25 protein-coding genes and 2 pseudogenes are annotated in these 25,465 nt (G+C 57.0%); 14 read left to right on the plus strand and 13 right to left on the minus strand.

The window, feature by feature from the left end; genetic code table 11:
• Positions 1 to 34: 34 nt before the first annotated feature.
• The 6 genes from GH784_RS23420 to GH784_RS23445 all read right to left on the minus strand — a co-directional run bounded on the left by GH784_RS23420 (position 35) and on the right by GH784_RS23445 (position 6,295).
• On the minus strand, positions 35 to 2,416 hold the full coding sequence (locus GH784_RS23420) for a xanthine dehydrogenase family protein molybdopterin-binding subunit (RefSeq protein ID WP_153793878.1): 2,382 nt from the start codon (positions 2,414 to 2,416) through the stop codon (positions 35 to 37).
• A complete protein-coding gene (locus tag GH784_RS23425) occupies positions 2,413 to 3,405 on the minus strand; it encodes an FAD binding domain-containing protein (protein ID WP_153793879.1) in 993 nt (330 codons plus the stop codon). Before GH784_RS23425 ends, GH784_RS23420 begins: the two co-directional genes overlap by 4 nt.
• Positions 3,402 to 3,893 carry a (2Fe-2S)-binding protein gene (locus tag GH784_RS23430; RefSeq protein WP_153793880.1) on the minus strand — a complete coding sequence of 164 codons (492 nt, stop codon included), beginning with the start codon at positions 3,891 to 3,893 and terminating at the stop codon, positions 3,402 to 3,404. The genes GH784_RS23425 and GH784_RS23430 overlap by 4 nt, the downstream gene beginning before the upstream one ends.
• Before the next feature lie 148 nt (positions 3,894 to 4,041).
• The gene (moaA, locus tag GH784_RS23435) at positions 4,042 to 5,100 is read right to left on the minus strand and encodes a GTP 3',8-cyclase MoaA (RefSeq protein WP_153793881.1); all 1,059 of its coding nucleotides are present in this window, start codon (positions 5,098 to 5,100) and stop codon (positions 4,042 to 4,044) included.
• Positions 5,097 to 5,795 carry a DUF4405 domain-containing protein gene (locus GH784_RS23440; protein ID WP_323131493.1) on the minus strand — a complete coding sequence of 233 codons (699 nt, stop codon included), beginning with the start codon at positions 5,793 to 5,795 and terminating at the stop codon, positions 5,097 to 5,099. Before GH784_RS23440 ends, moaA begins: the two co-directional genes overlap by 4 nt.
• Positions 5,792 to 6,295, minus strand: coding sequence for a cytochrome P460 family protein (locus GH784_RS23445; protein ID WP_153793882.1), 504 nt, complete (start codon positions 6,293 to 6,295; stop codon positions 5,792 to 5,794). The genes GH784_RS23440 and GH784_RS23445 overlap by 4 nt, the downstream gene beginning before the upstream one ends.
• Positions 6,296 to 6,509: 214 nt before the next feature.
• Here GH784_RS23445 and GH784_RS23450 point away from each other — a divergent pair, with 214 nt between their 5' ends.
• The gene (locus GH784_RS23450; RefSeq protein ID WP_153793883.1) at positions 6,510 to 7,133 is read left to right on the plus strand and encodes a nucleotidyltransferase family protein; all 624 of its coding nucleotides are present in this window, start codon (positions 6,510 to 6,512) and stop codon (positions 7,131 to 7,133) included.
• Positions 7,134 to 7,559: 426 nt separating this feature from the next.
• Positions 7,560 to 8,768 carry an MFS transporter gene (locus GH784_RS23455; protein ID WP_153793884.1) on the plus strand — a complete coding sequence of 403 codons (1,209 nt, stop codon included), beginning with the start codon at positions 7,560 to 7,562 and terminating at the stop codon, positions 8,766 to 8,768.
• Positions 8,769 to 8,937: 169 nt separating this feature from the next.
• Here the strand turns inward: GH784_RS23455 and GH784_RS23460 are convergent, their stop codons facing one another.
• The 6 genes and pseudogenes from GH784_RS23460 to GH784_RS23480 form a co-directional block, all read right to left on the minus strand.
• Positions 8,938 to 9,777: an SDR family oxidoreductase gene (locus GH784_RS23460; protein ID WP_194843004.1), complete on the minus strand. Its 840-nt coding sequence runs from the start codon at positions 9,775 to 9,777 to the stop codon at positions 8,938 to 8,940.
• A 69-nt stretch (positions 9,778 to 9,846) separates the two neighbouring features.
• Positions 9,847 to 11,007 (minus strand): NADH-dependent flavin oxidoreductase, encoded by a 1,161-nt coding sequence (locus GH784_RS23465; RefSeq protein WP_153793885.1) that lies wholly within the window; start codon positions 11,005 to 11,007, stop codon positions 9,847 to 9,849.
• Between the two features lie 242 nt (positions 11,008 to 11,249).
• On the minus strand, positions 11,250 to 11,468 hold the full coding sequence (locus tag GH784_RS27235; RefSeq protein WP_194843000.1) for a hypothetical protein: 219 nt from the start codon (positions 11,466 to 11,468) through the stop codon (positions 11,250 to 11,252).
• 45 nt (positions 11,469 to 11,513) lie between these two features.
• Positions 11,514 to 11,576 (minus strand): annotated as a pseudogene (locus tag GH784_RS27770) (hypothetical protein); the annotation flags it as partial.
• Positions 11,549 to 11,920 carry an NADPH-dependent FMN reductase family protein gene (locus GH784_RS23475; protein ID WP_153793887.1) on the minus strand — a complete coding sequence of 124 codons (372 nt, stop codon included), beginning with the start codon at positions 11,918 to 11,920 and terminating at the stop codon, positions 11,549 to 11,551. The gene GH784_RS23475 and the pseudogene GH784_RS27770, both read right to left, overlap by 28 nt.
• Positions 11,921 to 12,082: 162 nt before the next feature.
• Positions 12,083 to 13,069, minus strand: a complete 987-nt coding sequence (locus GH784_RS23480; RefSeq protein WP_246670493.1) for an aldo/keto reductase — start codon at positions 13,067 to 13,069, stop codon at positions 12,083 to 12,085.
• Between the two features lie 277 nt (positions 13,070 to 13,346).
• On the opposite strand from GH784_RS23480, the gene GH784_RS23485 reads away from it, so the two are divergent.
• The 8 genes and pseudogenes from GH784_RS23485 (at position 13,347) to GH784_RS23515 (ending at position 20,285) form a co-directional block, all read left to right on the plus strand.
• The gene (locus GH784_RS23485; RefSeq protein WP_153793889.1) at positions 13,347 to 14,252 is read left to right on the plus strand and encodes a LysR family transcriptional regulator; all 906 of its coding nucleotides are present in this window, start codon (positions 13,347 to 13,349) and stop codon (positions 14,250 to 14,252) included.
• 94 nt (positions 14,253 to 14,346) lie between these two features.
• Positions 14,347 to 14,500, plus strand: a pseudogene (locus tag GH784_RS27525) (recombinase family protein); the annotation flags it as partial.
• Between the two features lie 186 nt (positions 14,501 to 14,686).
• Positions 14,687 to 15,511, plus strand: coding sequence for a TolB family protein (locus GH784_RS23490; RefSeq protein ID WP_246670490.1), 825 nt, complete (start codon positions 14,687 to 14,689; stop codon positions 15,509 to 15,511).
• A gap of 14 nt (positions 15,512 to 15,525) precedes the next feature.
• Positions 15,526 to 15,981, plus strand: a complete 456-nt coding sequence (locus tag GH784_RS23495) for a heme-degrading domain-containing protein (RefSeq protein WP_153793891.1) — start codon at positions 15,526 to 15,528, stop codon at positions 15,979 to 15,981.
• Between the two features lie 689 nt (positions 15,982 to 16,670).
• The gene (locus GH784_RS23500; RefSeq protein WP_153793892.1) at positions 16,671 to 17,276 is read left to right on the plus strand and encodes a TetR/AcrR family transcriptional regulator; all 606 of its coding nucleotides are present in this window, start codon (positions 16,671 to 16,673) and stop codon (positions 17,274 to 17,276) included.
• 107 nt (positions 17,277 to 17,383) lie between these two features.
• Positions 17,384 to 18,385: an NADP-dependent oxidoreductase gene (locus GH784_RS23505; protein WP_015341826.1), complete on the plus strand. Its 1,002-nt coding sequence runs from the start codon at positions 17,384 to 17,386 to the stop codon at positions 18,383 to 18,385.
• A 78-nt stretch (positions 18,386 to 18,463) separates the two neighbouring features.
• The gene (locus tag GH784_RS23510) at positions 18,464 to 19,168 is read left to right on the plus strand and encodes an SDR family oxidoreductase (protein WP_015341825.1); all 705 of its coding nucleotides are present in this window, start codon (positions 18,464 to 18,466) and stop codon (positions 19,166 to 19,168) included.
• Between the two features lies 1 nt (position 19,169).
• Complete coding sequence (locus GH784_RS23515; protein ID WP_246670491.1) at positions 19,170 to 20,285, plus strand: alkene reductase; 1,116 nt, start codon at positions 19,170 to 19,172, stop codon at positions 20,283 to 20,285.
• 342 nt (positions 20,286 to 20,627) lie between these two features.
• Here GH784_RS23515 and GH784_RS23520 read toward each other — a convergent pair whose 3' ends face one another.
• Positions 20,628 to 21,584 carry a LysR family transcriptional regulator gene (locus tag GH784_RS23520; protein ID WP_210251791.1) on the minus strand — a complete coding sequence of 319 codons (957 nt, stop codon included), beginning with the start codon at positions 21,582 to 21,584 and terminating at the stop codon, positions 20,628 to 20,630.
• Positions 21,585 to 21,743: 159 nt separating this feature from the next.
• Here GH784_RS23520 and GH784_RS23525 point away from each other — a divergent pair, with 159 nt between their 5' ends.
• The 4 genes from GH784_RS23525 (at position 21,744) to GH784_RS23540 (ending at position 24,794) form a co-directional block, all read left to right on the plus strand.
• Entirely contained in the window at positions 21,744 to 22,601 is an 858-nt protein-coding gene (locus tag GH784_RS23525; RefSeq protein WP_153793894.1) for an SDR family oxidoreductase, read from the plus strand.
• A 110-nt stretch (positions 22,602 to 22,711) separates the two neighbouring features.
• Positions 22,712 to 23,083, plus strand: coding sequence for a DUF1330 domain-containing protein (locus GH784_RS23530; protein WP_153793895.1), 372 nt, complete (start codon positions 22,712 to 22,714; stop codon positions 23,081 to 23,083).
• Positions 23,084 to 23,436: 353 nt separating this feature from the next.
• On the plus strand, positions 23,437 to 24,003 hold the full coding sequence (locus tag GH784_RS23535) for a hypothetical protein (RefSeq protein ID WP_210251792.1): 567 nt from the start codon (positions 23,437 to 23,439) through the stop codon (positions 24,001 to 24,003).
• 134 nt (positions 24,004 to 24,137) lie between these two features.
• Positions 24,138 to 24,794, plus strand: coding sequence for a hypothetical protein (locus tag GH784_RS23540; RefSeq protein ID WP_153793897.1), 657 nt, complete (start codon positions 24,138 to 24,140; stop codon positions 24,792 to 24,794).
• Positions 24,795 to 25,465 lie beyond the last annotated feature (671 nt).

Below are 25,465 nucleotides of genomic sequence, written 5' to 3' on the forward strand. Positions count from 1 at the left end.
CTGCTGCGGCGTGCACGGCCGCAGCAGTCATCGTTCAAGCCAGTTTTTCGAGTGTGATCGGCAGGCTACGGATGCGCTTGCCTGTCGCGTGATAGACGGCATTACCGATCGCGGGAGCGACACCGACAACACCGATCTCGCCAACTCCCTTGCCGCCAAGCGCCGTGGCCTGCATGTCGGGAATGCCAACAGAGATCACCTGGATGTCAGGCACATCTGCGTTGACCGGCACGGCGTAGTCGGCAAAATTTGCGTTGACGGTACGCCCGTCACGCTGATCGACAAAGCCTTCTTCGAGCAGTGTCTGTCCGAGGCCCATAACCATACCGCTGATCCACTGGCTTTCAGCAAGCTTCGGATTGAAGATCCTGCCGCAGCAGAAAGCCGAGACCATCCGTTTCACCCGGATCGTGCCAAAGTCTTCGTCAACGCGAACCTCGACGAACTGGGCAGCCCAGCTGTGAGCCGAAACGCCCCCTTCGACCGCACCTTTCAGCTGGGCAAAACTGCGGTCGGCGGCGTTCTTCATGTCTTCCGTCGCGCCCGCAGCGAAGGTGTTGCCTTCGATTTCCAGCCTGTCCTGACCCACGGCCTTCAGCAAATCAGCGATGCTGATGCCACCCGCTGGTCGACGTGTGGGTCGAACCAAACCGTTCTCAAATGTCAGTTCCGCCAGTTTCAATGACTGCAACGGTGACTTCGGATCGGATGCAGCCAGGTTGAGAAGAGCGTCTCGTGCGTTTCGTGCTGCCTTGTCAACCGCCCCGGAAAGGTTGTTGGCTTGCTGTGAGCCGCCTGCGAGTGCCGACCTCGGCAGTGCGGTATCGCCCAGGCGCACGACCACTGTTTCGACAGGAACGCCCAATGCGTCCGCGGCGGTCTGGGCGAGGATCGTATAGGTCCCGGTACCCATGTCGGTCGCGGCGCTGAGAACCTCGATTTGCCCGTTGGCATGGAAGACGAGCTTGGCCTCGCTTGCGGTGCGGATCATGGGATATGAGCCTGCCGCCATCCCGTAACCGATAAGCTCTCGGCCTTCCCGCATCGAGCGCGGAGCAGGATTGCGCTTCCACCAACCGATGCCTTCGGCGCCAGCAGCATAGGCTTCCCGCAACTGCCGCGTTGTCCACGGCATGCCGTTGCTCGGATCGACGTCGGCCCAGTTGGCGAGGCGCAATGTGACCGGGTCCATGTTGAGCGCATAGGCCAGCTCATCGATCGCGCTCTCCAGTGCATATGCGCTAGGGTTTTCGCCCGGACCACGCTTCCAGCCAGGTTGAACGGAGTTAACGGGCACGACATTCAAACGCGTGGAGAAGTTTGGCGTCGCATACATAATCTTGGTGACGTTGTTGCAGGCCTCAACATGCACCTCGTCGATCGCCGTCTCGTTCCAGCTCTCATGGACGATCGATGTGATCTTTCCGTCCTTCGAGGCGCCTATGGAGAGTGTCTGCCGGGTTGCCGGACGGCCGCCAAGACCGGTGAATGTCTGGGGACGCGTCAGGGAAACCTTGACCGGGCGGCCGAGCTTTCGTGATGCTGCGCAGGCCAATCCGACATGAGGGTGGGCGCCGATCTTGGACCCGAAACCGCCACCGACATAGGGCGAGATTACCCGCACGTTTTCGATATCGATGCCGAGAAATTCTGCCACCACGCTTCTGGCGCCTCCAACCCACTGGCTGGGTTCCCACACGGTGATTTTGCCATTATCCCACGAGGCTATCGTGGCGTGCGGCTCCATCGGCACGTTGTACTCCCGCGCGGTCGTGTAGGTGACGTCGACCTTGACCTCGGCACTGGCGAGGCCCGCCGCCGCATCGCCCCATGTGGCTCCCATCGGTTCGATGAGCACTGACTTTGCCTTGGGATCGTTGATGTCGAGAATGGCGTCGCCGTCCTCGTAATCCACCCTTAGAAGGCTCGCAGCCTCCGTCGCCGCTTCGAATGTGTCTGCGACCACCAGCGCGATGTGCATGCCGTTGAAGCGGACGATGTCGTCCTGGATCGGCGTAAATTCCTCCGTGGCGCCGCCGCCCTTGCTGTAGACGGTCGGCTTGTTGATCTTCAACGTATTCTGAAACGTGTAGACGTCGATCACACCGGGTACTGCTTTTGCGGCGGCGGTATCGATATTGAGGATGCGCCCCGCTGCGCGTGTCGACTGGACAGTGACGCCATAGGCCATGTTCTCGAGCTTCTGCTCGATGGCATAACGAGCCTGGCCTGCGACCTTCAACGGACCCTCGGCCCGAGAGAGGCGGGAGCCAAGTGCTGGCACCTTTGCGGGGACGGGCTCGGCCGCGAATGCTCCTGGTGCGATATTGACGCCCACGCCTGCAACAGCGGCAACACCTGCTCCTAGTTTCATGACGGTGCGACGATCGAGTGCGAAATCTTCTCTCTGTGTCATGCGATGTCTCCTACCGTCATCAGGGCGCGGGCCACGACCTTCGGTGTCAGTTCGATTTTGAATGCGTTGTGTCCGCTCGACTTCGCGCCATCGACGGCTGCCGCGGCAGCAGCTCGAAGCGTTGCCTCGTCGAGGGACTTGCCCTTGAGCGAATCTTCGACAGCGCGCAGACGCCAGGGCTTGGTGGCTACACCACCCACGGCAATGCGTATGTCGCGGATTGTCTTGCCATCCGCTTCGATGTCGATACCAACCGCCGCGCTGGCAGCGGCGAATTCGTAGGATGCACGGTCGCGAACCTTGAGATAATGCGAGCGCTTCAAGGCGGCGACACGCGGGATCTCTATGCCGACGATCATCTCACCGGGTTCAAGCTCGTGTTCGATATGCGGGGTCTGGCCTGGCAGCCGATAAAACTCGTCGACGGCAATGCGGCGTTCAACCGATCCTTGCACCAGAACGGTGGCATCGAAGGCAACCAGCGAGACTGCGAAATCGCCGGGATAAATGGCGATACATGTGTCACTGGTGCCCAGCACCGCGTGGTTTCGATTGATACCCTCAAGGGCCGCACATCCGGAACCGGGATTTCGCTTGTTGCAGTTGGGATAGGCGCCCGGATCGCGGAAATACATGCAACGGGTTCGCTGCATCAGGTTGCCGCCAATGGAGGCCATGTTGCGGAGCTGCGCCGACGCGGCTCGCCACAGGCTTTCCGAGAGCGCCGGGGCCGCATCCTTGATATCGGGGTGATCGGAAACCGCGCTCATTTTTGCGAGAGCACCGATGCGGATGACATCGGCTGAGACCTCGATCGTGTCGAGACCGGACAAACGGGTGATATCGATAAGACGAGCCGGCCGTTCCACGTTCAGCTTCATCAAATCGAGCAGGGTGGTGCCGCCTGCGAGGAACCGCGTTTCTGGCTTGGCTGCCTCGCCAATAGCGGATGAGGTGTTATCAACACGCAGATAGTCAAACGTTCTCATCGTGCTGCCTCCTTAGGAAGGCGGCTAGCGGCGTCGCGCACGGCAGCAACAATATGCGGGTACGCGCCGCACCGACAGATGTTGCCGCTCATATATTCGCGGATGTCCTCGTCAGTGCCCGCATGGCCTTCGCGAATGCAGGCGACGGCCGACATGATCTGGCCGGGCGTGCAGTACCCACACTGGAATGCATCATGCTCGATAAAGGCGGTTTGAACGGCATGCAACACACCATCCGCTGACTGGAGGCCTTCAATCGTGGTCACCTGACGGCCTTCAACCTGCGCCGCCAGGGTGAGGCAGCTCAGCACGCGCTGGCCATCGACATGGACCGTACAGGCGCCACATTGTCCGTGATCGCAGCCCTTTTTTGTTCCGGTCAAATCGGCGTGCTCGCGAAGCGCGTCGAGCAAGGTCGTTCGTATGTCGACTTGGAGATCATGGCTTTTACCATTGACCTCAAGGGATAATTGACGGGCGGTTGACATCTCGTCTCCTTTCGAACCCAGGTCCTCATGATCGAACCTAGCTCGGTTGATGGCGAGCGATTAGTCGGTCAGAACTGCATAGGGTTAGAAAGGGGATTGCTAAATCATCCGAGTTATTGAACTTCAGGATTTTGAGATGCACCTGGCCTTAGCCACCCGTGACACTCATATGTCGGACAACCGCAGGACGGTTATGGGTCCTGTCGATGATGAAGTCATGGCCCTTGGGCTTTCGTGAGATCGCCTCGTCGATGGCAGCATGGAGAAGGCTGTTGTCCTCGGTAGTGCGCATCACAGTGCGCAAATCAGCGGCGTCGTTCTGGCCGAGGCACATATAGAGAGTGCCGGTCGAGGTTAACCGGACCCGGTTGCAGCTCTCGCAGAAATTATGGGTCATAGGCGTGATGAACCCCAGCCGACCGCCGGTTTCCTCGACTGTAACATATCGCGCTGGCCCGCCAGTGCGGTAGCCAATATCACTCATGGTGAATTGCCGCTCAAGGTCTGCGCGAAGCCTGGAGATCGGCAGAAATTGGTCGGCGCGATCCTCTCCAATATCACCCATTGGCATGGTCTCGATGACGGTCAGGTCCATGCCGCGGCCATGAGCAAAGCGAAGCATTTCAGGCATCTCGACGTCGTTGAAATCCTTCAGAGCGACGACATTGAGCTTGATCTGCAAGCCCGCCTTCTGCGCAGCATCGATACCTTCCATGACCTTCTGAAGGTCACCCCAGCGCGTGACCTGCCGAAACTTGTCGGGGTCGAGCGTATCGAGCGAGACGTTGATCCGCCGCACGCCGCAATCGTACAGCTCATCGGCGAAACGTGCGAGCTGCGAACCATTGGTGGTCAACGTCAGCTCGTCGAGGTCGGAGCCGATCCGTTTTCCGAGTTCGCGGACCAAATGCATGATGTTCTTGCGCACCAGCGGTTCACCGCCGGTGAGCCTCAGCTTGCGCACGCCTCTGGCGATGAAAGCCGAACAGATCCTGGTGAGCTCTTCTAGCGTCAGGAGATCCTTCTTCGGCAGGAAACTCATGTTCTCAGCCATGCAGTAAGTGCAGCGGAAATCGCAGCGGTCTGTCACCGAAACCCGCAAGTATGTGACAGACCGCTGAAACGGGTCGATCAGCGACTGCGCTTTTGTCGAGATCGGTGTGGCATGGTGGTCCGAGAAACCAGATAGACCTAGGTCGGCTTTCATTTCGTGACCCCGGTAGTGCGTCGCGCTGGATTGGAACGAGTGAGTAGCTTTAGGCCATAATGCGCAATCATGCCGCACAACACGACGATCGCCGCATGACGAAGGACAAATTCGATGGCGGCCGCCTCGAAATCCCAGAAGCTGAGCGTCGATTCCATTCGAAGCTTTGGCCCTATGTCGATAACATACAGGCTGTGAACACCGTAAATGGCAATGAGAGAGGCAAGAACCCGTAAGACGAGGGTTTGAAGTCTGGCATTCATCTTCAAACCCGAGGCGTTGCCCACTACCCGCATGATCATCGTCCACTGCAAGCCTACATGGAGGGCCGCGATCCCGAGCACGATATATGCAACGAGCGCATGGATCTGTCGTACCGTAAATGTGCTGCGGAAAGGCAGGAAGTCGAAAACGGTCCGCGAGATTATGACGCTCGAGACGAGCAGTCCCAGCATCATCACCAAGAGACAGAGCGTGATGGTCTTGCTGAACATGCTCCGTGGTTCCCGCCAGCCTTTTGCGACCACGCCATACCACCGCCCATTGAAGACGTTGTGGCCAATCAGCAGTAAGAACATCAAGGTGCCGATGATCTCGTGGGCGGCGTTGCCAAACCAGTTGTAAGCGAACGCGGCCAGCAACAAGCTGACCGCGAGCAAATCCAGAATCAAGCGAAAGAGGAAAAGTGGCTTCACGGCATGTAAGCCCGCATTCGGTCGATTGTGAACATGAAATCGTTATCGGCCTGTCCACCGTGGCACGACTGGCAGCGATCGGCGATAGCTTCACGTTTGATCTGCCCATTGGTATCGAACTGTTGGAAATGCCAGTCGCCTGTGCGCTCGTCTTCGGATGAGGCAAGGCCCCAGTCGACGCCCTTTTCCATGACGAAATAGCTCACCAGCTTGTAATCCGTCCAGATGCCAAGCACCAATTGAGTACCGGGCGGTAGCGGCTGGCCGGACTTCGCAATCGCTATGGTCTCGGCGGTGGCAAAAGCTTCCTCTTTCGAAGAACCACGGTCATAGGTGCCGTAAAGCACGTAGTCTTGAAAGTTCTTCGGGAACGTCGCGCGATTACCGGTTGCCTGCGCAAAAGCTTCGCCACTGACAAGGCTCATGCCGGCGAAAACGATAGACAATAAGATAACACCGGTAATCTTGGGACAGAGCGACCACTGTCTTGTTGAAGGCATTCGGGTTCCTCACAGGTTCGGGCGGGGTAAAGACATTCAAGCCTAAACTAGCCTCGTTCCATCGATGGAATTAGACGGCCCCATTTGCATGCGGTTAGAAACCGGCCTTCTAAATCGCTCAGTGAGCGCCCCCTTGCCCACTTTCCCTTTTAAAATGAAACTGATGCAACATTCGGATAGGTGCCGACCACTGATGGAAGTTGATTGAGGAAGAATGGAACACACGAAGGACATTTCGATCGCAGCCATCCTGCTGGCAGCCGGACAGGCAAAGCGCATGGGAGAAAACGGCCCGCACAAGCTGCTTGCAGAGTTCGATGGTGTGCCACTGGTGCGGCGTTCTACAACGGTTTTGCTGGCCTCAAGTGCAAGGCCGGTCGTTGCGGTGACCGGCCATCGTCAAGCAGATGTCGAGGATGCTCTGGCGGGTCTTGATATCGCGACTGTTTTCAACCCGTCATACATGAACGGCATGGCTAGCTCGTTGGCATGCGGGATATCACATCCTCGAATTGCCGCGTGCGACGGTGTGCTTGTGATGTTGGCCGATATGCCCGGCATCACCACCGAGCATGTCGACAAACTACTGCGAGCCTTCCAGACATCAGACGCAAGAGCGATTGTGCGGGCGAGCTCTGCCAACAAACCTGGACATCCCGTCCTGTTTCCACGCGTGCTCTACAAGCGCCTGATCAGACTGACGGGCGATATGGGAGCACGAGAGCTTATCGCCGATAGCAAACTCCCTGTCATGATGATCGATATCGGGCCGGCGGCTTTACTCGATGTCGATACGCCGACCGCCATCATCGGAAATGGCGGGGTACTACGCGGTTGAGCCCTTCTCCGGACATTAAATCCGGGTACCTTACTACCGACACGAACCCTATGATTGTCGGTAAGGCAGATGGTCGTATCCATAGACCATCACGATCCATCACCGGCCTCTCTTCAAGCCCTCGCACTCTATTTAGAAGCCTGGTTTCTAAACTCATGCTGATATGTGCCCGTTATCAACCGGTGATATTTCGGCGACAATGGTCGTCGACTGAATCCCAGTGATCTGGAAGCGCGAAACCGGGAGAATAAATATGTCATACGATCCAAAAGACCACCATATTTATGCCCGCAGACTTGGCTCCGGGGTACTGCTCGTCGCAGTTGCCTTTTGCGGAATTGCGCTTTTCGGCCTTGATTTTCATAGCACAGTTCACGCGGGCGGGCCCGTGATCGCTGGCCACATAAATGCACCGAAAGTCACGCAATGCAGCTAAGAAAGCCAAATATCGGCAGCCACCATGGGGCCGGCCTTTCGGGCAGGCTGGCCTTACTGTTTGCAATCGCCGGCGGGATTGCCGTGGGAAATCTCTACTGGGCACAGCCGCTCCTGAGTGAGATCGCAGCGGCACTCCAGGTATCGGCTGGGACCGTAGGCCTGCTGGTCACCTTGACCCAGATTGGCTACGCGGTCGGCGTGCTCCTGATCGTCCCTCTCGGCGACATGCTGCAGCGACGTGCCCTGATACCGGGCGTCATGGCCTGCTCTGCCGTGGCACTTCTCGGTGGCGCCTTGTCGCCAGGCTTTGTGGCACTTGCGACTTCACTTGCTACCGTTGGCATGACCACCGTGGCCGGGCAGCTTCTGACACCGCTCGCCGGAGATCTCGCGACACCTGAGGAACGAGGCAAGGTCGTAGGTACGATAGTCTCAGGCCTTTTGGCGGGGATCCTCTTGTCCAGGACTGTCAGTGGCGTTCTTGCCGACGCCTTCAACTGGCGTGTTGTCTATGCGGTCGCCGCGATGTGCACGCTGCTGATGGCGACCGTGCTCCGGTTTATCATACCCATTGAACCACCACGGCCCCGTCTTGCCTACCGCACGCTTATTCTGTCAGTCTTTCAGATCGTGGCGAAATACCGCAAGGTCCAGATCACCCTTTTGATTGGCGCCATGGCGTTTTCGGTTTTCACACTCTTCTGGACCGGGCTGACGTTTCTGCTGAGCGCTCCGCCCTATTCCTACACGGTCTCCCAGATCGGTCTCGTAGGCCTTGTCGGCCTTGTCGGCGCACTTGCAGCGCGGCGCGTTGGCAAGTTTCACGATCGTGGCTGGTCGATAGCCGCCTCCGGTCTCGCACTTTGTCTTGCGGCCGCATCTCTACTGATCGCCATCGCAGGTGCCGACTCAATCCTCATGGTTCTTCTTGCCGTTCTTTTACTGGACGTAGCGATCCAGGCCGTGAACGTGCTAAACCAGTCACGCATTCTGTCGGTGGACCCCGCTTCCCGAAGCAGGCTCAACACCGCCTTCGTTGCCTCCAACTTCGTGGGCGGAGCCATTGGATCTGCCTTGGCTGGCGTGGTTTGGTCGTGGGGCGGATGGACGGCACTTATGACGTGTGGTGTGTCGATAACGCTGTCGGCGCTGGCTTTCTGGCTTTTCGGACGGAACTGGCTGGGAACCAATTGTTAAGACGCGCAAGCGGGTCGCGCATCCAAGCGCCCTTGAGGCAGTAGTTCCCATCGAGCTCGGGCCACGGTCCCGAGCTCTTCGCCAAAGCTTGCCAGTAATCCTAAACCGAGTTGGCGGGACCACCTCAGAACGTTGAGCGGGTCCCCTATAGTCAACCGCTCGAGGCATGTCAGTCGTGCTGGTCAAACGCCAGAGAGCTGGACAGCTCCTTGTGAGCATTGATCTGCTGCTGGACCAAAGCAAGCTTCTGTTCGACCATCCCCACCGCATCGGCGCCGGCAATAAACCGACGGGGTAGCTCAGGCAGGTTGACCAACTTAACCAAGGCCTGTGCAAGCTTGGCGGGGTTGCCAGGCTGCTGTCCGTTTGCGGACGTCCAGCCTGCAATATTCTGGGCTCGTCGTTCAGCATAGTCGGCCACAACTGAGTCAGCGTAATGCGTGGAATCTTCGCTCAGCAACTCAGTACGGAAGAACCCTGGATTGACGATCATCGTCTCTATACCGAACGGCGCTACTTCCGGCTGCAGCGACTCGATCCATCCATCCAATGCGAACTTTGCGGCGGCGTAGGCGCTGCAGAATTCAAAGCCGACGAGGCTTGCCGTCGACGAGATCGAAACGATCTTGCCGGCGCCCTGGCGCCGCATAACCGGCAGCACGGCGCGGGTGACGTTCATGGGGCCGATCAGACCGCTTGCGAGCTGCAGTTCGATTTGCTCAGGCGTCAGATCTTCGAAGTAACCAGCGTAGAAGCTTGCGGCATTGTTCACCAGCACGTCGATACGTCCAAACCGCTCGATCGCTGCGTTGACGGCAGCAATGGCATCGGCCGACTTCGTCACATCAAGCGTGGTCACTAACAGATTTTCCGATGGCCCGATCGCCTTGGCGACCCGCTCCCGTCTACGGCCTGTGGCGACCAGCATGTCGCCGGACGCCAGAACCGCCCTGGCAAAGTCGAGGCCCATCCCGCGACCGGCGCCTGTAATCATCCAAACTTTACTCATCAATGTTTTCCTCATGTTGGGTATCCCCGCGCCGGCTGTAAATCGAGCTCGTGCGGAATTTTGAACAAGTTAGGCAGTTGCCTTCCGTGGCTCTTCAGTGCGGTCGTCAATTACCTTGAACCAGCCCTTTGCCGCCTGAATGACGCCCCACAGCTTGCCCGGGATTTCGATTTCCGGGACCCTGGACATTCTGACTTCAATCTCGATGTGTTTTTCGTCGCCGTTTTCGGACAACTCGACCCAGTTTGGGTTGATGACCAGCCCCTGCCCGACCGCGACGAGCGACAGGCCGAGATCGAGCGCACGTCTTGCCTGGTCAGGTGTCCTGATCTGCCCGGCTGCAATGACCGGAACCCTTCCCGCAACGAATTTAGCGATCAGCTCTGCGATTGTGTGATCGTCGCCGCTATCAATTGGTTTGGCTTCGAGGATATTGCTCAGCGACGCGTGGATATAGTCGACACCTGCATCGACAAGTCGGTCTATCAGGCCGTAGGCGTCGTCGATTCTCAGACCGCCTTCGTCCGGTTCCTCTGGAGAAATGCGGTATCCCACAAGGAAGGGGCGGTCTGCGAACTCAGCGATAACCCTTTTGACCTCGTTCACGACGGCAATCGGAAAGCGCATACGATTTTCGCGAGAGCCACCCCACTGGTCGTCTCGCTGATTATAGGCCGGCGAGAAGAAGTTCTGAAGCAGGAAGCCGTGAGCACCGTGAAGTTCGATCCCGTCAAAGCCCGCTTCGATGGCGCGGCGTGTTGCTGCGCCGAAAGCGGAAATCACGTCGAGGATTTCCTCTTGCCTCAGGGGTCGCGGTACCGTGCCAGCAGCGTTGAAAGGGCCGGCGGCCACCGGGACAGAACTTGCGCTGACGATATCCTCAGCGGCGACGACGCTGGCCTCTGCCTTGTTGCCGGCATGGAATATCTGAAGCACCGCGGGCGCTCCTCCGCTTTTGGCGGCATTTGCAAGGCGGCTGAGACTTGGTGTGAATTTGTCGTCATAGGACGCGAATTCACCAGTGAAGCCGATACCGTTGGCTGAAACATGCGTGCAGCCTGTCAGCACCAGGCCAACGCCCTGTGCTCTGCGCCGATAATAGCTGATCTCCTCATCGGAAACAGTTCCGTCGTCGTTGCCCGACCATGTCGTCATAGGGGCCATGATGACACGATTTCGGAGAGTAAGTCCGTTTGAAAAGGTGAATGGTTCGAATAGGAGATTATTCATGACATGCGGTCTTTCTAGCGGGTGAGGATGTTGTAAGCACACATAGCAACAAACCCGGTGGTAGATTATTCTGTATAATTTGCATGGAGTTAGAAACGCGGTTTCTAAATGCTGCTACGGCAGTTGAATGAGGGAATCCTTCGGTTGCTCAGCGTGCACCCACGAATGGTGGTTAAATGGAAGCAGCAGCGGACAAACACTATGAGGACGATGGAGTAGAGGCCCTGCGGAAAGATGCCTGTCTAGCGTTTATGAGCGCTGTCACAATCTGAGCATCGGCCGAGCCCATTTATCTGGCGACGGGTCTCGCGCACGAACGCGTCTAGATCCATCTGATAGGTCATTCGGCCACGGATAATGAACATGTGCCCGCCAAATTCGCCACCCTGACGCCTCACCAGATCGGCGAATTCGTCGATATACTTCTGGTCGAACTTGCTGTTGAGCGAGTTGAACAGCACCACCCTCTTTCCGGAAAGATTGTTTCGTTGAACGAACTCCCATACTGGCGGCGCGGGGCTATAGAGCCAGATGGGAGACCCTACGTAAATCGTCGAATACCGTGACAGATCGATTGCGCTAGGCGTGATTGAAGCTTCATGCCGTCGAGCATCCCGCAGGGCGTTGATCCAGCCCCAAAATCCAATTTGTAAGACTCCGCCACCAGTTCGACCGTGACCGCGTTTTTGGCGCGGGCGATTTCCATGGCCATGATCTCGGTATTACCCGACCTCGAGAAATAGGCCACCAACGCCTGTTGACCTGCAGATCCGGAATAATTGTCCGAAACATATCGCTCGTTACGGGAATGCTGCAGAAAATCTATGACGACAACCGAGATCACGTTAACTACCTTGGCAACCGCGACGACGGCCACGATGGTGAGAATGACCGGTTTGAGCTTGAACATCATGGCCAACTCCGACCGCTTGAAATGACGTTATCGGAAAGGCGAGTATCGCAAGTGCAGCAGGCTCGACTGCCAACAAAGCTGCTCAATGAGAGTGTCGTGGTTCACCAGACAAATATGTATTCCGACCGATGGTATCACCGGCCGGAGCGATCTCCTGTCAGATCAGACGGAGTAATCGATCGACAGCATATGATCTTTGCCCATACGGTCGCCGTAGACGGGGAACTTGGACAACGACGTATCGATGGCCTGGACATCTTCTGGGCTCAATGCGATCGACCGTGCACCGAGATTTTCCAGCAGATGCGCCTCGTTGCGTGTGCCAGGGATCGGGACGATGTTGGGGCTCTTCGCCAGCAGCCATGCGAGAGAGATCTGCGCGGGTTCTGCACCCTTGGCCGCCGCATAATCCTTCAGCCATTCGATGATCGGCATGTTGAGGGGCATGAATTCCCTGGAAAACTTCGGAAAGCCTGCGCGGAAGTCCGTCTTCGCATCGTACTCGGTGCTGAGATCGTATTTGCCCGTTAGAAACCCTGCTCCGACCGGGGACCACGGCACGAAACCGATACCCAGCTCGTTGCAAGTGTCAAGAACACCGTTGTTCTCCACGTTCCGAGTCCAGAGCGAATATTCGGTCTGGACCGCCGTCAGCGGCTGCACAGCGTGAGCGCGGCGTATGGTCTTGACGCTCGGCTCGGAAAGACCGAAGCCGAGAACCTTGCCCTCATTAATGAGGTCTTTAACCGTACCGGCGACGTCTTCGATTGGGACGTACGGATCGACGCGGTGCTGGTAGTAGAGATCGATGTGATCAGTGCGTAGTCGCTTGAGTGATTCCTCGACAACCCTGCGGATACGTTCAGGGCGACTGTCGAGAGCCAACGTGCCGTCGATAGCCCAGCCAAACTTCGTAGCGATCTTCACCTGGTCACGGATCGGCTCAAGTGCTTCGCCGACCAGTTCCTCGTTAACGTAAGGTCCGTAGACTTCAGCTGTATCGAACAAGGTCACGCCATTTTCAGCCGCGGCACGGATGGTTTTAATGCCATGCTCTTTGCTGACGGGCGCATTGTAGTTGCCGCTGAGGCTCATGCACCCGTATCCAAGTTCGGATACTTCCAGATTTCCTAGCTTCCGCGTCTTCATTGTCGCATTTCCTGACGATGTTTGGGTGGGAGTTTGAGCCTGCGCCGAGCCCTGGCCCCAAAGCGGGACAGTGGCAACCGCACCAAGCATGGCTGTTGCTTTCAGAAACTGCCGACGGCCTTCGGCAAGGAGGTCTTGCTGAAGGGCATTTTGCGCGTCTTTATTGTCCATAATCATCCTCCGTGTCGCCGCTCAGGCAGTTTTCACGAAGGTATCACTGGCAAACCTATATGATTAGACGCTATTGATGTCTTGTTCTTATAACTGAGAGATATGAATGGCGCGACAGACTGTTGATGACCTGATCGCTTTCCTGACAGTCGCTAGGGAGAAGAACTTCACGCGAGCTGCTGCACAGATGGGTGTATCCCAGCCCGCGTTGAGCAAAACCATCAGGGATCTGGAACAAAGACTTGGTGTTCGGTTGCTGACACGAACCACGCGTAGTGTATCGACGACGGAGGCTGGCCAACGCCTACTCGACACTATCGGCCCACATTTTGACGGCATCAATGCCGGGCTTGCCGCGTTAGGCGAACTTCGAGATCGCCCCGCAGGCCATTTAAGGATCACCTCTGTAGAACACGCCTCCCAGACTATCCTTGTTCCAGCATTGGCTAAGCTGCTACCAAAGTTTCCGGAGATCACTGTTGAAATCATCGACGACTACGGCCTCTCCGATATTGTTACGGAGCGCTTCGACATGGGTATTCGTCTTGGTGAGCAAGTCGCCCAGGATATGATCGCAGTTCGCATCGGGCCGGATTACGGCCGGGCAGTGGTTGGTTCGCCAGCCTATTTTGACAGAAACCCAATCCCGCTCACACCACATGATCTCGCTGGCCATGCTTGCATCGGGCTTCGGTTGCCGACATCGGGAGGGCTGTGGTCCTGGCCATTCGCAAAGGACGGACACGAACTAAAGGTCCGGCCCCAGGGTCAGGCAGTCATTAATACCATTGCCCGCACACTCGAAATGACACTCGCGGACGCAGGCCTCGCATATCTGCCCGAGGACGTTGTTGTAACGCACATTGCGAGCGGTCAGTTGATCAGGGTGCTTGCCGACTGGTCGCCGCTGGCTTCTGGATATCACCTCTATTACCCGAGCCGTCGACAACCAACACCCGCTTTCTCGCTGATCCTGAATGCATTTCGTTACTCAGGACCGAATATCCGGTAGCTGCAGCCCAGCTGTCATTTTACTTCGACTGCTCGTCTAGAACATATTCCGGCGCGCTTGAGACCGCGAATGCGCTTGTGTTATTGAGCTACACAAGACTGCACAAGCCCGTGGCAAGCTGCCGGGCAATTAGGGACTTCACGAGGAGAACAGAAGCGATCAAAGCGGCATTGAAGAGGCGAGACAAACTCTATCTCGACGACCTGATCGCGTCTGCTCAAACGTGGCTACCGATGGTACGGCCGCTTAATTGAGACATGGGGCCGTCGGCTAAAGTCGAGAGACCGCAATTTGCCCGAAGTGGGCATTCCGCAGAAGGTTTTTGGCATTCAAACGAGAGGACGCATCCTGCCATGAGTGTTCCACTGCGACAGCTGGCGCCAAATCAGATATGTCAGATCTGGATCCACGATACAGCGACCGGAGACAATCGGTTGCTTTACGAAACGGAAGAACTCCTCTTGGAGGCTCCGAACTGGAACCTAAATGGTGATACCCTCATCCTGAATGGGGATGGGCATTTGTGGCGTCTTCCCGTGTCGTCGCCCCACCTTGAACTCTTACCCCTAAGTGGCCTTCCCCGTGTGAACAACGACCATGTGCTCGATCCGGATGGCGAACACATCTTTGTTTCGACTTATGACGACTGGCAAATCTATAGGGCACCTTTGAATGGCGGCGAAGCTGTGAAGATCTCCGGCCGGGAGGGTCCTGAAAACCTGCTTCATTTCTTGCACGGCGTTTCGCCCGAGGGGCGGCAACTTGCGTTCGTAGGTGTTAAGGCTCAACTCATTGATGGACGGCTTTCGTTTCAGTCGGCAGAGATTTGCACACTCGGAGTCAATGGCAAGGGGTTTCAGCAGATCACGTCAGGCGGCGTTCCAACGGATGGTCCGGAGTACAGTCCGGATGGAGCATGGCTCTATTTCAACACCGAGGCTTTCTCGGGCCATGCCCAAATCGCCAGAATGCGTGTAGACGGAACTCAAACCGAGCGGCTGACCGAAGACGAGTCTGTCGACTGGTTTCCTCATATCTCCCCGGACGACCAGAAAGCGGTATACCTTGCCTATCCTCCTGGTACGCGGGGCCACCCAGCCGATCTTTGGGTTGAATTGAAGTTAGTTGAGAACGATCAATGGTCTAAAGCCAAAACCGTTGCCCGTCTTTTCGGAGGGCAAGGGACGATCAACGTCAACAGTTGGTCTCCGGACAGCAAACGTTTTGCGTTCGTTGCCTATCCTATCAATGCCTCGTGAATGGATGATTTTTGATGACCTACACCTTGGAGAGTCTCGCTACCGAACAACAAGAGCTTCAGCTCGAAAGGTTCGACTACGATTTTGCATGGGCTCTCGGACAAGAAATTCACGCACGGGCAAGCGCTGAAAATGCGCCTGTCGCAATCGAAATCAGTCACAGTCTATCCCCGGTGTTCACGACGCTGCTGCCCGGCGCAACGATAGACAATCTCGACTGGACCGCGCGCAAACGGGCCGTTGCGCATCGTTTTCACAAGAGCTCGCTTGCGGTCCGCCTTGAGGCGGAGGCAGGGGGCTACGATTTCAACAAACGTTTTCGCTTACCAACGGACAAGTTTGTAGCTAGCGGTGGTGGCTTTCCACTTATAATACGCGGCGGCACTCTTATAGGAACCGCCTGTGTCAGTGGCTTGCCAGATACTGATGATCATCGATTGATTGTCGAAGCTCTACGGGCCGTTGCGTAGAAGCTTATCTCACTTGAATCGGTTACCCAAGCGGTAGGGCAGTTCCTTCTACGGAGCGATTTTTCGAATATTATCGCGGTCAATATCACCTTCTTCGCCTTGATGGGTATCGAACCAACGGCCAATAGGTAAGAGGCGAACTCTCTCGACGACTTATGTCACCAACCGCGTTCAATTCCGCCAGATCGAAAACATTAGAGTCCCGCCAAGACCAACGGGTGGATTTCTTTTTCCGTAGTTAAAGAGCCCAGCAGCGAAGCTAATGTACCTTACCGAGAGCGGGTCCCGTCTGCTGCAGCGCCGCGTCAGGATCTTCTTCGGATTGCTCGCGCAGTTTACGATTAACTGGGCGCTGGTCCTTGAACCGACGACGTAATGCCCCCCTCGATACAGCGGCACCATGTATCTATCTCGCCGTGCGCTCGGGCTGAAGGTTGTTGAGTGACGGTGACCTTAGGGAGATAGTGGGGGTCCATACGGCCACGTGGAAGATGCGTTGGCTGACGGCACGTGACCCGCATAAGAAGCAGGCGACACCGTATGAAATACGACATGACCTTTGGTGCTTTGGCAAAGGCACCGATATACCGCTGACCTTTTTTCTTTCGGCTTCGTGCCCGCAGGGAAACCACTCCCGCAAATTTGAACGATCAACGTCTCCGCACTTGCGTCATCGATTTACGTGTTATATGATGATCATCATGCGAAACTCAACAAACAATTCCCGAGCCGCCGCAAAGGAGGCTTCCCACAAACGGATCGTACAGGCTGCGGCACGCGCCATCCGCCGCAGTGGCTTTGACGGTACGGGTGTGGCAGACATCATGAAAGAGGCTGGCTTGACGCATGGTGCGTTCTACGCCCACTTCGACTCGCGAGAGGCCATGCTGGCCAAGGCGGCAGAGCAAGCTGGCGCCGAGTCAAACGCTGCTGGCGCCCTTGCCCTCTCCTCAGCGTGTTCAAAAGGAGCTTTCCAGGCATTGGTACAAGCCTACATCTCCAAGGAGCATCTCATGAGCATTGAGACGGGATGCCCCGTGGCCGCACTTGGTTCCGAGATGCACCGTCAAGCGCCTGAGGTGCGCCGGGTGACCACGCGCGGTATCAAGGAAATGATCGATCAGGTCGCGCGCCAGCTACCGGACTGGGGGCAGCCAAACGCCCATGAGCGCGCTTTGGTGACGGTCGCTACCATGGTGGGCACGCTAATCTTGGCTCGCGCGGTCGATGACGCCGCCCTGTCGGAATCTTTGTGCAGTGCGGCATTGAAGCGTCTTGACTCCTCAGGGTCTTGATTGGCCGCCTCATTTTTTTTGACATTACATATGACGACCATCATATCAAGAGCCCCGTCAACTGCCACTGGTTGTGGTCCTCAATCTGGCACTACTGAGGAAAATCTATGAAAGCTTTCATCGTGGATCGTTACGGCAAGCGGGAGCCTTTGCGGGCTGTTGACGTGCCAGAACCGGAACTAATGGCCGACGAGGTGTTGATCGAGGTCTACGCGTCAGCCGTCAATCTCATCGACGCCAAAGTGCGCAACGGCGAGTTCAAGCTCATCCTGCCTTACCGCACCCCCTTCATCCTCGGGCACGACGTGGCCGGTGTGGTGGTTCGTGTCGGTGCCCGCGCTCGTCAATTCAAGGTGGGCGACGAGGTTTACGCGAGGCCCCGTGACCTGCGCATCGGAACCTTTGCAGAGCTCGTTGCGGTCAATGAGGATACCGTGGCGCTCAAGCCTAAGAACATCACCATGGAGGAGGCCGCCTCGATCCCCCTGGTCGGTTTGACGGCATGGCAGGCGCTGGTCGAGAAAGCAAAGCTTCAGAAGGGGCAGAAGGTATTCATCCAGGCGGGTTCCGGCGGCGTCGGAACATTTGCGATCCAGTTGGCCAAGCACCTGGGCGCCACCGTGGCCACCACCACCAGCGCCGGCAACGAGGCGCTGGTGAAAAGCCTGGGCGCGGATGTCGTGATCGATTACCGCAAAGACGCCTTTGAAGATCAGCTGCGCGACTACGACGTGGTGCTGAACAGTCAGGATGAAAAGACATTGAAGACGTCCATGGGCGTGCTCAAGCCTGGCGGTCACGTCGTGTCCATCACCGCGCCACCGGACCTGCAGTTTGGCAAGAATATCAAAGCGTCGTGGCCAGTGAGACAGATCTTCAGAGCGCTAAGTTTCAGCGTTCGCCGCAAAGCACGTCGCCTCGGGGTCAGCTACACCTTTCTGTTCATGAAGGGCAACGGAAGCCAGCTTCGTCGGATCGCATCGCTCATCGAGGCAGGCGCCATCCGCCCGGTGGTCGACAAGGTCTTCCCCTTCGAATCCACCAACGAAGCCCTGGCTTATGTCGAAAGCGGCCGGGCCAAAGGCAAGGTGGTGATCAAGATGCGATGACGTCCCACAGAACGACGCAGCACCCTCCGAAACATGACGAATTCACTTGAAAACTGAACCAATCAACTGGAGCCTTCCATGAACATTGAAAACTCTGTCGTCCTCGTCACCGGTGCCAACCGTGGCATCGGCCTCGCATTTGCCCGCGAGCTTCTCGCACGTGGCGCCCGCAAGGTCTACGCCGCCGCACGGGACCCTGCCACTGTGACGCTGCCGGGCGTGCATGCCTTGCGGCTTGATGTCACCAAGCCTGAAGAGATCGCGGCTGCAGCACGGGTGGCCACCGACGTGAACCTGGTGATCAACAACGCCGGGATAGCCCAGGTGGGTGGCTTTCTCGCCGATGACAGCGAAGAGGTGGCCCGACGCATCTTCGAGACCAACTTCTTCGGCGTGCTGAACGTGAGCAAGGCCTTTGCACCCGTGCTCAATAGCAACGGCGGTGGCGCATTGATCAATGTGCTGTCGGTGGCCTCGTGGATTAACGGCGCGGAGCTGGCTGCCTATTCGGCGAGCAAGTCAGCGGCATGGTCTTTGACCAATGCCTTGCGCCACGAGTTGGCCAGCCAGAAGACTCAGGTTCTGGGCCTGCACATGGCCGGCGTCGATACCGACCTCACGCGCGGCTTCGAGATTCCGAAGACCAGCCCCGAAGAGATCGTTCAGCGCGCACTCGACGGTCTGGCTGACGGCGCCGACGAGGTGCTGGCTGACGCGTTCACCGAACAGGTTCGGCGAGGCTTGACGGCCCCGCGCCCGGCCTACCTTCCCCAGGCCCAGTGAAATGACGTATGAATCCCGCATCGACAGAAAGCCCGACATGCTCTTTACACCCTTCGTTAATCCCTCCCTACAGTTGCGCAATCACATCGTGATGGCGCCTATGACGCGACACCGCGCCGTGGAACACAACACACCGAACGCCCTGATTGCCGAATACTACAGCCAACGGGCCACAGCCGGCCTGATCGTCACCGAGGGCACCTCGCCCTCACCCAATGGGCTGGGCTATCCACGCATTCCGGGCCTCTTCAACCAAGCCCATGTGCAGGGTTGGAAGCAAGTGACGCAGGCTGTCCACGCACAGGGCGGCAAGATCTTTGTGCAGCTGATGCATACCGGTCGCGTGGCTCATGCGGACAACCTGCCGTCGGGTGCTGAAGTTCTGGGACCGACTGCGGACATTTGCCCCGGCGAGATCCACACCGACTCGTCGGGCATGCAGCCGCACAGCGCGCCGCGCGCCATGACCACGGAGGACATCGCCCACGCGGTAGTGGAGTACGCTCGGTCGGCGCAACTGGCTATCGAGGCGGGTTTCGATGGTGTCGAGCTGCACGCGGCCAATGGCTATTTGATTGAGCAGTTCCTGAACGCCAGCGTCAACCGGCGTACCGATGGGTATGGGGACGGTCTGCATGGCCGTAACCGTTTTGCGCTGGAAGTGGTTCGCGCCACTGTTGCCGCCATTGGCGCAGACCGTGTTGGGATTCGCCTGTCACCGTTCGGCGTGTTGAACGGCACGGGCGGCTACCCCGATGTCGAAGCCCAGTATCTGGCGCTCGTCAAGGGACTGTCGCAGCTCGGCATTCTTTACGTCCACCTTCTGGACCATTCTGCCTTGGGTGCCCCTCCAGTGCCTGCCGAGCTGAAGTTACACCTGCGCAGCGCGTTCAAGGGCCTATTGATCCTGGCCGGTGGCTTCGACCAGGAAAGCGCCGAGCGTGCACTTAAGGAAGGTCAGGCGGATTTGATTGCTGTTGGCCGCCCCTTCATCGCCAACCCGGATCTGGTGGCGCGCATGCAGACAGGGGCGCCTCTCAACCCCTTGGACATGGCGACGTTGTACACCCCTGGCCATGAGGGCTACACCGACTACGCAACGCTTAATCTGGCATAAAACACCGACTCATATCTTTGCTCGGGCTTTGTCCAGTCAACGACCTGCGCCCGCTCACGGCGGGAGCGGGAGATTGCAAAACGGGAAGCCACACAGACAGTCTTCTATGGGTGAGAGATCGGGCGATCTCGCGATTTGGGTGAACCAGGGTCGTCGCCTTGAATGGAATCGAACCGCCTACCCTCAGTTCGGTGGTCGTGTCTTGCTAGAAAGTTTCGCATGTGTGCAACTACATGCTCCACTTAGAGGCCGGCTGGGTTTGGCAATATCGGCAGCTTTGCGCCACAAGCGGTCATGAGGAGATCGAATGATACTCTCGTCCAAGACTTGAATCGTGCCCGACTAGCGATTGACACCCAATTCAGAGAACGCTTCGTGCGAAGCTCTCGTCAGCTCGACGAGGAAATCCTGCACGAGGTGCACGCGTGACGGCGTATGACGTTTGTCGATCCGCACTGCGTAGAGCGGGACTTCACCGCTGCGCCAATTGCCTAAAATCTCGGTCACAACACTTTGCTTCCAGTCCTCTATACCGACCCACGCTGGCGCATAGCCTATACCAACTCCAGAGCGGATCATGTCCCACGCAGCTTCTGGATCATCGAACACATGTCGCGCCTTAGGCTGGTGACGGATCGTTTTTCCGTCCAACGGGCTACGGAAACGCCAGCTTTCGACCTGCCCATTTACCCGATTGCGCAAACCAATAAGATCGTGGCTGGCTAGATCAGACGGAGTGACCGGCCGTCCATGAGCGCTGATGTAGTCGGGCGTCGCGCACACGATCCACGGAAACGTACAAAGTTGGCGAACGAAGTGACCGGGCAGCCCTGACACGTCTCCACCTCCGATAGCGATATCGATCCCGCGCACTGCCATATTGAGGAAATCGGCGCTGAATTCGATCTCTACAGAAATGCTTGGGTTCGCACGGAGAAAATCCGGCAGGCGGGGCAGAATGCATCTCTTGGCAAATGAAGGCGGTGCGCTGATACGGACACGCCCCACAGCTCCTTGATGGCCAACTTCACCGATGGCGTCACGGGCTTCTTCCAGATCGCTCAGGAGCTTGATGCCGATAGCCAGAAGACGGTCCCCTTCGGGTGTCGTCGATAGAGAGTGCGTCGTCCTGTTGAGAAGTCTTACCCCGTACGCCTGTTCCAGCCGACTGACCGCTTTGGACATCGCGGAGGTAGAGCTGTTCGCCCGCCTTGCTGCTTCCGAGAAGGACCCGGCTTCGACGATGCGGGTAAACCAGAGGAGCTGGAGTAGATCGGACGACAAGGGCGGTATTGACATGCAGTCAACACTACCATGGCGGCATTCCGGGTTCAACCCGATCCCGATCGCGGCGATAAGTGGCCATCGAAGGCAATCGGACGGCATCGATGTACACCGATCATCCTTCGCCCCTGCGTCAGCCGAGAGCTGCCAGGCCAACTTACCGGAGAAATCGAAATGGCTAAGACATGGTTTATCACTGGCACCTCTTCCGGCTTCGGCCGCGCTCTGGTTGAGCAGCTCCTCGCCCGGGGCGACCGGGTCGTAGGTACGGTACGCAAGATTGCAGCGATGGATGACCTGAAGGCGCGCTACGGTGACCAGCTTTCGGTAGCAAGTCTGGACGTCACCGATATCAATGGGATCCGCAACGTTGTTCGTTCCGCATTCGAGGAGGTCGGATACATCGACGTGGTCGTAAACAATGCGGGATACGGCTTGTCGGGCGCTGCTGAGGAATTGACTGACGACCAGATTCGCCTCCAGATCGACACCAACCTGATCGGTTCCATCCAGGTCATTCGTGCTGTCATCCCTCATCTGCGTCAGCAGGGTGGCGGTCGCATTCTCCAGCTCGCATCCATGGGTGGCCAAATCGCCATACCCAACCTCAGCGTCTACCATGCGACAAAGTGGGCGGTCGAAGGCTTCATGGAATCCGTTGCGCAGGAAGTCGCCCCATTCGGCATCGAAGTCACCATCGTCGAGCCGGGTCTGGCACGGACGAACTTCATGGGGGGAAGCATGGTGTCTGGACAGCCGATGGAAATTTACGACGCGACCCCCGTCGGAGACTTCCGTCGCGCCGTTGCACAAGGTCTGGTCCCGAACAATGGCGATCCGGTCAAAATGGCGAACGCCATGATTGACTCGGTCTACGCGAAACCCGCGCCTCTCCGTCTGGCTCTGGGAAGCGATGCTTACTCCGCCATACGCGGTGTACTTGTCAGCCGCCTCGCCGCGCTCGACGCTCAAAAGGCAATAGCCCTCTCAACCGACGTTGAAGAGGTGGGATCGTTGCAAAACGTCGCCTGAGCAGCAAGCACCGACAACATCGTCATCACCCCACGGTGCTGATTCAGGACCGTGGGCCACAACGTCTCAAATGATTTGGCCTATCGGACACAAGATAAGAGGAAGATCGAATGGTTGCGTTTTCACCCACTGCGTTCGCTGAGTTCTTGAACGCTAAAGATGACAAAGCCGTCATCATGTTGAACCTTCTAAGGTTCGATCCCGATGGCGGCCGCGAGAGGCATCTCGAATATCTGAAAATGGCTGAACCGATACTGGCTCGCTTCGGAGCGAAGATTTTGTTTCGTGGCAATGGTCTACCAATCCTCACGGACGGCGACACGCGCATGTGGGATGCGGTATTGCTCGTTCAGTATCCGGGGAGAGCTGCGTTTAAGGCGATGGTTGATGACGCAGAGTATCAGCGCGCGTTCCAGGTCGGCGCATCGGCACTCGCCGATATCGTCCTCCAGCCGCTAACGATAGCTGACGAGCTTACTTGATGCCGCGCGCCTCCAAGGCGGCAATGCTTAGTCGGCGGGGAGGTTTCTTCCCGCCGCCCGAAAGCGGATGGTTAGGGATGGGAGACGACCGCTTTGGTCCAAACGCAGAACTGCAAAGCTCTTGATGGGAGCTGAACCGATGACACATCAGTTGCGCTGCATGTATGTCGTAGCGCAGAGGAGACTGCCCCGCTTGGCGTTTGCGAAGTTCTTGTCGGCAGGATCCCGTCCCACATAATTGACCTCTAACCACAGTTAGATTTCTGTCTGTAGTGAGACAAGGAAGACATCCGGCTGAGAAAGAGTCCTTGCCACCTAGGCCGGTGAATGAACTGTGAGGTTGCAGGTTGCTTATGAGGGTACCCGCGTTGCGAATTTTCACGCGCTCGTGGACCAACGGGTCGCGGATCGATGCCCACCTCGTCCTCGATAAACTGCAAGGCGCCAGACGCTCATGTTACCAGTTGGGTGGCTCGGCATTCACAACCCCGCGGGTGATCGCCGCTCATTACGGTCTGGCTGTCGCACTTGCCCGGATGCTAGATAAGACCGGTTTGACCGGACAAACCACATTCACGGCTGAGTCCGACCTGACAGCACAGTGGCGCAATGCGTATTCGGCATTGCCCGACCTCTCCCGTCATTCCGGACGTTTGAAACGAGCACTATCAAAGGTGTCCTTCCCGGAGGCGATGATGGCAGAGGCTCGCGATCATATGGAAAAACGGGAGTCCAATCTGCCGCTGAACCGCGAAGTAGAGATCATGGCAGCACTTCTGGGCAAAAGAACAAGCAATCGGTCGCCGTGGCCAATGCTATGCTCGGGGAGAGATGGAGGGAAGACGAACCCGAAGAGCCCGAAACTCCTAACCAGTTCTACACTGGAGAAGAGTATCTTCGGGACGCGGCTGAGCCCGTAACGGCTCTCCTGCAGGAGAGTTGGAAGTAACTGCCCAGCTGTTTGCGCATTTCGATCAGCCACAAACTCCTAGTGTTGGCGTAAACTAATCCAATGCCATCGCCACATGCAGCATTACCCACAACGGAGAGAAAAGTGGATATGAACTTGAATGACGCAGGTCTTTATAACTTGACGGCTGCAATATCGGGTTTCGCCGCCTATAGCCTGCTTGGAATAAGCCTCAGCCCTGGCCGAGGTCTGCCGAATTGGGGAGGCGGCATCTGGTATTCGGCGAAGCTGTTGTCGTTTCTTATTCTCGCTCTGGGGTTCAAGCTGAATGGCAACGAATATTGGGCGCACATCTTATCTGAAGCGGCCTTTGGCGTAGCACTTGGCCCCGCCTTTGCCACCTATGTAAGAAAACCTGAAAACAGCCGCCTTGCGAATTGGTATCATGATCGATTGTCGGGGGTGGCGGACGGTGTATTTGCCGGGAGCATTGCAGTCTTTTTCGCGGCGGTTTTGGGCTATCTCGTGCCGGTATCGGCGAACATCGTAATGTGTGTTTTGGCGGGGGTTTTCGTTCTTGGCAGAGCTGGGAAATTACTTGGCTCCGGCGATGTCAAATCCTCGCCGATGGTCAGGCATCAGCTTCTTGTTTCGATCCGCAGACGACTGCCTATTTTTGGCGTGGCGTTCACCATGATGTCGTGGTGTTTGGTAACTTTAATGCCGTTCTTCAGTTTTGATAGTGGCTCAGCCGAATGGGCCTTAGCGTTCTTTGCAGGAGTGGTGCTGTCGTTTCTATAGCAAGATCGGGTGTTGATAATGCGGTGGCCACAGCTATCGTTGGCGACTTCGATCTGGGAGCGAAACTATTCAAACGTCGCGTGGAAGCTACCCTTCCTCTAGCTGGCCAGAAGTGGGTTCGAGTTTATCGTCGTACTTCATACCCTCAATGAATTCACTATCCGGGGTATGCGTCGCTAATCACCTGATCAAAGAAACGATGTGTTCGTTTGTCCATGCAATCCCTGATCTCGAAAAGGAATTCATATTCTCCCCCTATTCTGCAACCGACCTATTCGGGCTCACTCAGGGCTTCCAAGTAGTCGAAAAATTTTTCGACGTTGTGCCCCGGCTCGTCAAACCCTTCAAAATATACAGTCTCGATCTGCTCGCGGACAGGATCGATGTTCCCGTGCAGGGCGAATCGCGCTTTGGAAGCACGCAGATGAATACCTTATAGGCCTCTCATACGGAGAGGCGCGTCTGCGCAAGCTGTGAATATCAACCGCCACAACTCGCAAAACGACAACTTCACATTGACGAATCACCAAAGAACGTAGCTCCTGATCGTGTCGCGACTTCGGTAATGCGTGCGCTAGGCTTTGGGGGACAGCTATGGCTCAGGTACACCGTGTCGTATTGCGGCATTTTTCCGATTCATCATCACTGGTTGCACACGGTGATAAGGTCGA

It is taken from the genome of Agrobacterium tumefaciens, from assembly GCF_009649785.1.
Lineage (GTDB): Bacteria > Pseudomonadota > Alphaproteobacteria > Rhizobiales > Rhizobiaceae > Agrobacterium > Agrobacterium tumefaciens.